Here is a 7,777-nt window from a genome sequence, read left to right on the forward strand (position 1 = left end):
GACCGAGCTGTGCCTGGCCATGGTCGCCATTCAGGCCGCCGGCGAAGGCTACGAGGTGTACGTGGTGACCGATGCCTCGGGCGGAATCAGCCCCGAAGCCCACGAGATGGCCGTTCAGCGCATGATTCAGGCCGGGGTCACGCCCATTACGTGGATGGTTTTTTCGGGGGAGCTGCAGCGCGACTGGGCCCGGACGGCCACCACGCCGGCCCTGGGCGAAAACCTGATTGCGCACGGGGGGAATGTGGGCACCAGCCTGCTGTGGGAGGCCCAGCTGCTGGCGGCCAAACCGGCGCAGAATGCGTCCGTTGGCGTGTAACCAGCGCTTACCAGCCCCCTGGTTATGCGTGGGTACGTGCACAGCAAAACCCGGTAGCGGACGGCAATGTCAACTCAGCCGGCACGCATCTTTTCCCGGGCGAGCCGCCGGTAGTGCGCAGTGGTTCCGTCTTTATCGGCTATCAAAGCAGCGAGCAGGGCAGGCTCTGCAATGGTAGGGCAGTAGCGGGTACCCCAGAGCATCAGCTCCACAACGACCGGCAGGAGGTCGATTCCTTTTTCGGTTAACCGATAGGTGAATTTTGATTTTTTATCGGCGGCTATTTCTTTGGACACCAGCTCCTGGGACTCCAGCAGGGCGAGGCGGTCAGCCAGGATGTTGGTGGCAATTTTTTCTGCCGACTGCAGAAACTCCCCGTAGGTCGACTTGTCGGCAAAGAGCATGTCCCGGAGAAGGAGAAGCATCCATTTATCGCCCAGGATGTCCAACGACGAACTAACCGGGCAAGCCGAGCGCTGCTTTAACTGCTTCATTTTAAAAAAAATCATCTGATTCACTTGCAAATTGAAAGCAAAATACTTTACCTTTGACTTGCATTTCGCAAGTAAATATACGCGGTTTTCTGAATTCGCCAACCAGATGAAAAGACAGCCAGACAAGCAGCCCTTATTGGAGCCCATTCAAATCGGGGATTTACCCTTGACCAACCGGATTGCCATGGCCTCCATGACCCGGGGTCGCGTGAAGAATGCCGCCATCGCGCCGACTCCCGTACAAGCCCTGTATTATGAACAAAGGGCAACGGCCGGGTTGATTCTGACGGAAGGCACCTGGATTAGCCGGCAGGCCATTGGCTATGCCTACGTGCCGGGCATTTTTACGCAGGAGCAAATCGAAGGATGGCAGCTGGTGACCAACGCCGTGCACGGGCAGGGCGGCCACATATTCCTGCAGCTGGGCCATGCCGGCTCCCTCTCGCACCCTGAGTTTCTGGATGGCGACGTGCCCGTGGCGCCTTCGGCGGTGAACCCAAACTTTACCGCTTTTCTGCCTTCCGGCCCGCAGCCCACGGTGGTTCCGCGTGAGCTGACTCCGGCCGAAATCCGTGCAATCGTGCGGGACTACCGCACGGCCGCCCAAAACGCCAAAACCGCCGGCTTCGACGGCGTGGAGCTGCACGCCCAGCACCCTTCCCTGATTGCCCAATTTCTGAGCGATACGCTTAACCAGCGCACCGATGCGTACGGGGGCAGTACGGCCAATAAAGCCCGTTTCCTGTTTGAAATACTGGACGCCCTCATTGAAGTGTGGGGGAGCCAGCGGGTAAGCCTGCGGCTCAACCCCTTCCTCAACTACTCCGGCAGCACGACCGCCCCGGAGCCCACGCTGCCCACCTATCGGTACGTGGTAGAAAAACTCAATGCTTATCACCTGGCGTTCCTGCACCTGATGGACCGGCGCGAGCCTGATTTGGCAGAGGAAGCGTATGCGCAGCGCCGGGTTTTCGAAACCTTCCGCCCGCTCTACAACGGCTTGCTGATGGCCAACGGGGGGTTGTCGCAGGACAAAGCCAACGCCCTGCTCCGCAGCGGCTTGGCGGACCTGGTTTCCTTTGGCGTCCCCTACATCGCCAACCCCGACCTGGTCGAGCGCATTGCCCATCACCGCCCGCTCGCGCAAGCCGACCCCGCGACCTTTTTTGTCGGCGATGACGAAGGCTACATCGACTACCCGGCCCTGAACCCGTTGCCGGCCTCAACATAAGGAGGTGGCCCACCGCGCACAGGGTGGCTACACTACCACCAAAAGCCAGTTTCATTCGTTTCACATAAGGCGTTAACAATCATGACCATAGGATTTATTGGCGTGGGCCTGATTGGCCGGGCGCTGGCCGAAAAGAGCGTCCGGGCGGGCTACCAGGTCGTGGTCAGCAACAAGCGCGGGCCTGATTCACTGGCCAGCTACGTGCGCGAGCTGGGGCCGTTGGCTTCCGCCGGCACGGTAGCAGCGGCGGCGGCCGCCGATGTCGTGTTTCTGGCCGTGCGCTGGCCTCACCTCGAAGAAGCGCTGCACGGGCTGCCGGACTGGCAGGGCCGCATCGTCGTGGACACGAACAACCCCATCTCACCCGATGGCACCTACGCCGAGCTGGGCAACAAGACCTCCAGCGAGGTAGTGGCGGCGCTGGTGCCCGGTGCCCGGGTGGTCAAGGCCTTCAACAGCCTGCTCTCCGCCTGGATTGGCGACGAGCCGCGGCAACCGGCGGGTAAGCGGGTCGTGTTCATGAGCGGCGATGACGCCGGGGCCAAAAACACGGTCAAGAGCCTGATTGCAGCGTTTGGCTTCGCCCCTGTTGACCTGGGCAGCCTGGCGGAGGGCGGTAAGATGCAACAGGCCGGACACCCGCTGGCGCTCCTCAACCTACTTCTTACCAACTAAGAAAGCCAACAACGAAAGCGCTAACATTCGATAGCGGGTGGACAGTTGACAGCGCCAATCGAGCGCCGCGAGTGTCTGAGAAGTGGCTACGACCAAAGCAGCGGTTTCGTCATGCCAGGTGGCTAATCCCTGGCCTACTTCAGCCAGCCAACGAAGCGTTTCGCCATGCTGCGGTCATCGCACAAGCACTAGTCGCAGCCCCGGGGTGTGTTGCTTTATTGTCAAACGCCTTGTTGTATTTAGCAACTTGACCATCAACGAAATGAACAGGCATTATTGATAGTTATCAAGCAGCTTTTTTGATACCTGTCAATGGAAGTGGTAGCGGGCTTGGCCTCCCTTTATACTGCCGGAACGCCCTGCTTTTCTGGGCCTAACAACTCTTTTAATTTCACTTTTTAACCGCTTACATGCCATGTCTAAAATCATCTTAATCACCGGCACAAGCACGGGCTTCGGCAAGCTGATGACCACTACCCTGGCCGCGGCCGGCCACACCGTCGTTGCCAGCATGCGCGGCAGCACCGGCAAAAATACCGCCATTGCGCAGGAGCTGGCCGCCCTGCCCAACGTCGAGGTCATCGAGCTGGACGTCACCCGCGACGAGTCGGTGCAGCAGGCCGTGGCGCAAACCCTGGCCCGGCACGGGCGCATCGACGTGCTGGTCAACAACGCCGCCGTGACCGGCTACGGCTTACTGGAAGCCTACTCGCTGGACCGGGTGCGCGAGTTGTTCGAGGTGAACTTCTACGGCGTACTCCGCACCTACCAGGCGGTGCTGCCGGCCATGCGCCAGGCCAAAAAAGGCCTGATTATCAACATCACCTCGGGGGCCAGCGGGCACACGCTGCCGTTCATGATTCCCTACCTGTCCACCAAGTTTGCAGTCGAAAGCATCACCGAAGGCATGCAGGAGGAGCTGCGCGACTACCACATTGAGAACGTGAGCATCCAGCCCGGCGTGTACCCCACGGAAATGAATACGGGTGGGAAACCCGGCGTCAACGCCGACAAGGCGGATATCTTGGACGCCTACGGCGACGCGGCGTCGGAGAAGTTTAACGCGCAGGTGGCCGTGCTGTCTGGCAAGATGGTCGCCTACGACATGAACCCGCAGGTCATTGCCGATGGGGTGCTGGATTTGGTGAATATGGCCGATGGCACCCGTCCGCTACGCTACCCGCTTGATGCCGTTGCGGAGGGTACGGACAAAGAGTTTATTGATGCCCGCGCCGCCATCAAGGCCAAGTGGCTGACCCATTATTCGGCCTGATTGAAGCCGCGTTGGCAAACCGGAAGGAAAAAGCAAGCCCATCAAAGTCGTTTTTTAGGTCAATGTACTTGATAGAATAGGTAGCGCGAGCGTATCCAAGGGGCGCAAACGCCTCCAGCCGTTATTCACCGACTAAACTGAAAACCCATGCAGATTACCATCGTAGGAGCGGGCCCGGGCATCAGCCACAGCGTGGCTATGCTGTTTGGAAGCAAGGGCTATGCCGTGGGGCTCATTGCCCGCAATGAAGAAAAGCTGCAGGGCGAAGTAGCCGCGTTGGCAAAGGCGGGCATCACGGCCGCCTACGCCGTGGGGGACGCGGCTAACGAAGCTTCGTTGGTGGCCGCGCTGGCAAAGCTTACCCGGGAGTTGGGCGACGCCGATGCGGTTTTATACACTGCTTTGGCCCGGGCAGCCCCCAAGCCCTTGGAGGCCGAATCCTGGGAAAGCATTCAGCAGCAGCTGGCCGTGAATGTCGGCGGGGCCTTTACCGTGCTAAAAACGTATTTGCCCGCGTATAAACAGCAGAATAAGGGCCGGCTCTTCTTCACCGGCGGCGGGCTGAGCATGGCCCCTTCCCCGGTCCTGGTTGGGTTGAGCATGGGCAAAGCGGCTTTGCGTAATCTGGTGATAGGCGCGGCCCTAAGCGTGCAGGGCACCAATGTACAGGTCACCACGCTGACTGTTAACGGAGTAGTCAAAGACGACGACCCCAAATACAGCGCCCCGGCAATAGCCGAGCAGTTCTGGCACCTGTTCAATCAAACCCCAGGGCATTTCGAAGCGGAGGTTATTTACTAATCAGGGGCTGAGCGTGACCGCGGCAGCACCCGCCTGGTACTGCCTTTTGCCAGTAATTGCTGGAAGCGGGCTGCGGTTAGTAGGCGGCCTGGGTGGGAGTGCACAATTTGCCGAACCGCTGCCTTGGCGCGACAAGCCGGGGATGAGCTGCAGGCCGAGGCCGGAACGAATGACGGCCAGCCTGCTGCTGGAAATTTCGAACAGAATATTCGACGACCGGCACCTGGTCACTCAGGCAAAAAGCAAGGCTTGGTCAGTCCAATCAGCCCCTTGGCCCTTTCGTCGCCCCCGCGACAGCCCCAATTCGGCTGGCTCAACTCGAGCAGCGCACTTCAAACCATCCCTGGCTGCCAGTAAGGCATCGAAAGTGACTGCTGACGAATCACATAAACTCAAGTGGTCCGGCTTGATTCAGGACGATGCAACCTAATCCAATTTTTATTTTACCCTTACCAATTAATAGCATGAGTACTAATTCCGAGAACGGCCTGCAGAGCCTCAAGCTGCACAATCTGGCTTTTACCGTTTCCAACCTGGAAAATGCCATTCAGTGGTACGGAGACATCCTGGGCTTTAAGGTAGTGAACCGAACGACTTTCCCGGCCATCGGCGCGACGCTGGCCTTCATCCAAAAAGCCGACGTGCGGCTGGAAATGTTGCAGGTTAGCGATGGTTTCAGAATTGACGAATTGTTTGCCGATGCTCCGAATCACCTATTGCCACACGGCAATAAATCGCTGGTCTTGCAGGTAAACGACCTACACAGTGCCACCCTCGAGCTAGAAGAAAAAGGCGTAACCTTTGCCTGGAAAGAAGTGGACCTCTCAGGCAATGGCAACTTCTCGACGATGATACGGGACATGGATGGCAATTTCATCAACATCTTTCAAAGCGACCTGGTGGAAAAGCTCGGCTAGTCGCTCCGGTGACGAGCTAACAGAGGACAAAAGCCACGGTCTGTCAGCCAGCCTACCCGCGTTGGCAGGCGGACCGTGGCTTTTGGCAAAGGCTTATTCGTGGCTGGCAGAGATGGTTTAGCGACCTGTTTAGAAACACGCGCCGCACGAAGCCGCTCGTCATGTGCGCCGCCGCCATCGCCTTTTTTCACCGAAAAAATCAGAGCCATGAGCCTGAAAATCACGTGCAAATCAGGCAGTTGGCAGCTCCTGGCGACCCGTCATGCGCAACTCAATACATTGCAGATAATCAAATACTTAGTTAGCATTGGTATGCAGAGCTTCCGCATCAAAAGTAAGCCAGTAGCTGACTAGCTTCGGGCATGGACTTTTCCACTTCCTTTGCCCACTTGACGGCCCCGCGTGTACAGGGCCGGTGCTTGCAGCAACTCGCTGATATCCTGGCCCTGCTGCTGTGCGGCACGTTGGCCGGCTGCGATGATTTGCTGGAAATTTGCGATTACGGCCATGCCCGACTCGACTTTTTGCGGGCGGAGCTGGGCTTGGCGTTTGCCCACAGCATTCCGTCCGAAGAGACCTTGGAGCGGCTGCTTAAGCGGTTGAATACAAAAGAGTTGTAGCAGGCCCTGTGCGCCTGCGCCGGGTCGCTGGCCGGGCGGCAGCTGTGCGTCGATGGCAAGGAACACCGCGCCACCCCCCCCACCGGCCGGCGCCATGCCCTGGTGCGCACGCTCAGCGTGTGGGTGGCCGATGCCCACCTGAGCTTTGGGCAGGCCCAGATTGGGACCAAAACGAACGAAAAAACGGCGATTCCCGCCCTGCTTACCACCCTCGACGTGGCCGGCAGTGAGGTCACCCTCGACGCCATCGCCTGCCAGTCAGGCATCGTCGGGCAAGTCGTAGCCAACGGGGCGGACTACGTCATTGCTTTGAAAAAGAACGCCAAAACCCTCTACGAGCAGGCCAGCGAGCACCTGCGGGCCCGTGCCGCTTACCTGCCGGCCTGGCGCAGCCTGGAGAAGGGCCACGGCCGGGGTGTGAGGCGCACCGTGCGCATTTGCCAGGACCTGGCCTTGCTCGAGGCCTGCGCCGACTGGCCGGGCCTGCGTACGCTCGTACTGGTGGAAACCGAACGCCACACGAGCAAGGGTATCACCCATGTCTAATGCTTCTATATCAGCTAATTAGCCAGTCCAGGCCCGGCGGTTTACGCCCGGCTCATCCGCGGGCACTGGGCCGTGGAAAACCAGTTGCACTGGCAACTCAACCTCACCTTTCACGAAGACCAGTCGCGCTTACGAACGGGCCATGCGGCTCTAAACGCCAATATCCTGCGCAAAACGGCCTTGTACTTGCTGGCCCAGGACCCACGGCCCATCAGCTCCAAGCGGAAGCGCAAACAGGCGGCCTATGACTGTACTACTCCCCGAAAACTGGACAGTTTAGGCGGGGTTTGTTAAGCAAATAGATGAGGGGTTGAAGGCAGGGATTTGAGCGAAGACTTGGGCAGGGGTTTGGCCCTTCAGGGCCTGGTGGGGGCGGTGGTGATTGTAGCAGTCGAAGTAGGCCTGCAGCTGCTGGTAGAGGTGCTGGCCGTCGGTGGCCGGGTTGAGGTAAACGCATTCCCATTTGAGGGAGCGCCAGAGCTGTATAGTCCCAAAGAGTGATGGTGTAGTTTCCGGGCTGGAATTTCGCACGAACCTATGGGACCAGTACTCCACGGCCGCGCCCGCACAACAGCGGCAGTACGGCGCGCTATCCAACACCGCCCGGAAAGCCGACAAGGCTTAGCCACCCGTTACAGCATCCACCCGAAAACGGCGGCCAAGTGGCGCAAGCGTCCGACCACAGCCGATGCGCGCATGGGGCCTGCGCCGGCTTCGACGGTGCTTACGCCCGAGCAGCAAGCCATCGCCCTGGCCTTTCGTCGGCATACCTTGCTGGCGCTCGATGACTGCCTGCAGGCGCGGCAGGCCACGATTCCGCGCTTATCGCGTCCGGCGCTACACCGCTGTTTTCAACGCCACGGCATCCGCCGCCTGCCCCTGAACGAAGACGGGCAGAGCC

At 59.4% G+C, this 7,777-nt stretch carries 10 protein-coding genes and 1 pseudogene; 9 read left to right on the plus strand and 2 right to left on the minus strand.

Annotation, left to right across the window (positions count from 1 at the left end; genetic code table 11):
* The coding region (locus J4G38_RS27835; RefSeq protein ID WP_226164056.1) for an isochorismatase family protein at positions 1 to 319 on the plus strand (319 nt) is incomplete at its 5' end.
* A 74-nt stretch (positions 320 to 393) separates the two neighbouring features.
* On the opposite strand, the gene J4G38_RS27840 is transcribed toward J4G38_RS27835, so the two are convergent.
* Complete coding sequence (locus J4G38_RS27840) at positions 394 to 960, minus strand: winged helix-turn-helix transcriptional regulator (RefSeq protein WP_226164060.1); 567 nt, start codon at positions 958 to 960, stop codon at positions 394 to 396.
* 37 nt (positions 961 to 997) lie between these two features.
* On the opposite strand from J4G38_RS27840, the gene J4G38_RS27845 reads away from it, so the two are divergent.
* From J4G38_RS27845 to J4G38_RS27875, 7 genes are all read left to right on the plus strand, one after another.
* The gene (locus J4G38_RS27845; protein WP_262906266.1) at positions 998 to 2,044 is read left to right on the plus strand and encodes an alkene reductase; all 1,047 of its coding nucleotides are present in this window, start codon (positions 998 to 1,000) and stop codon (positions 2,042 to 2,044) included.
* 81 nt (positions 2,045 to 2,125) lie between these two features.
* Positions 2,126 to 2,719, plus strand: a complete 594-nt coding sequence (locus tag J4G38_RS27850; RefSeq protein WP_210522164.1) for an NADPH-dependent F420 reductase — start codon at positions 2,126 to 2,128, stop codon at positions 2,717 to 2,719.
* Positions 2,720 to 3,134: 415 nt separating this feature from the next.
* Positions 3,135 to 3,992, plus strand: coding sequence for an SDR family oxidoreductase (locus J4G38_RS27855; RefSeq protein WP_210522163.1), 858 nt, complete (start codon positions 3,135 to 3,137; stop codon positions 3,990 to 3,992).
* A 147-nt stretch (positions 3,993 to 4,139) separates the two neighbouring features.
* Positions 4,140 to 4,793 (plus strand): SDR family NAD(P)-dependent oxidoreductase, encoded by a 654-nt coding sequence (locus J4G38_RS27860; protein ID WP_210522162.1) that lies wholly within the window; start codon positions 4,140 to 4,142, stop codon positions 4,791 to 4,793.
* 464 nt (positions 4,794 to 5,257) lie between these two features.
* The gene (locus tag J4G38_RS27865) at positions 5,258 to 5,710 is read left to right on the plus strand and encodes a VOC family protein (RefSeq protein ID WP_210522161.1); all 453 of its coding nucleotides are present in this window, start codon (positions 5,258 to 5,260) and stop codon (positions 5,708 to 5,710) included.
* A 362-nt stretch (positions 5,711 to 6,072) separates the two neighbouring features.
* Entirely contained in the window at positions 6,073 to 6,330 is a 258-nt protein-coding gene (locus J4G38_RS27870; RefSeq protein ID WP_226164063.1) for a transposase family protein, read from the plus strand.
* 27 nt (positions 6,331 to 6,357) lie between these two features.
* Entirely contained in the window at positions 6,358 to 6,876 is a 519-nt protein-coding gene (locus J4G38_RS27875) for an ISAs1 family transposase (RefSeq protein ID WP_262906268.1), read from the plus strand.
* A 276-nt stretch (positions 6,877 to 7,152) separates the two neighbouring features.
* Here the strand turns inward: J4G38_RS27875 and J4G38_RS27880 are convergent, their stop codons facing one another.
* Complete coding sequence (locus tag J4G38_RS27880; RefSeq protein ID WP_226164067.1) at positions 7,153 to 7,407, minus strand: integrase core domain-containing protein; 255 nt, start codon at positions 7,405 to 7,407, stop codon at positions 7,153 to 7,155.
* A 6-nt stretch (positions 7,408 to 7,413) separates the two neighbouring features.
* Here J4G38_RS27880 and J4G38_RS27885 point away from each other — a divergent pair.
* Positions 7,414 to 7,777: pseudogene (locus J4G38_RS27885) on the plus strand (IS481 family transposase); the annotation flags it as partial.

The sequence above is a fragment of the Hymenobacter terricola genome, from assembly GCF_017921975.2.
GTDB lineage: Bacteria > Bacteroidota > Bacteroidia > Cytophagales > Hymenobacteraceae > Hymenobacter > Hymenobacter terricola.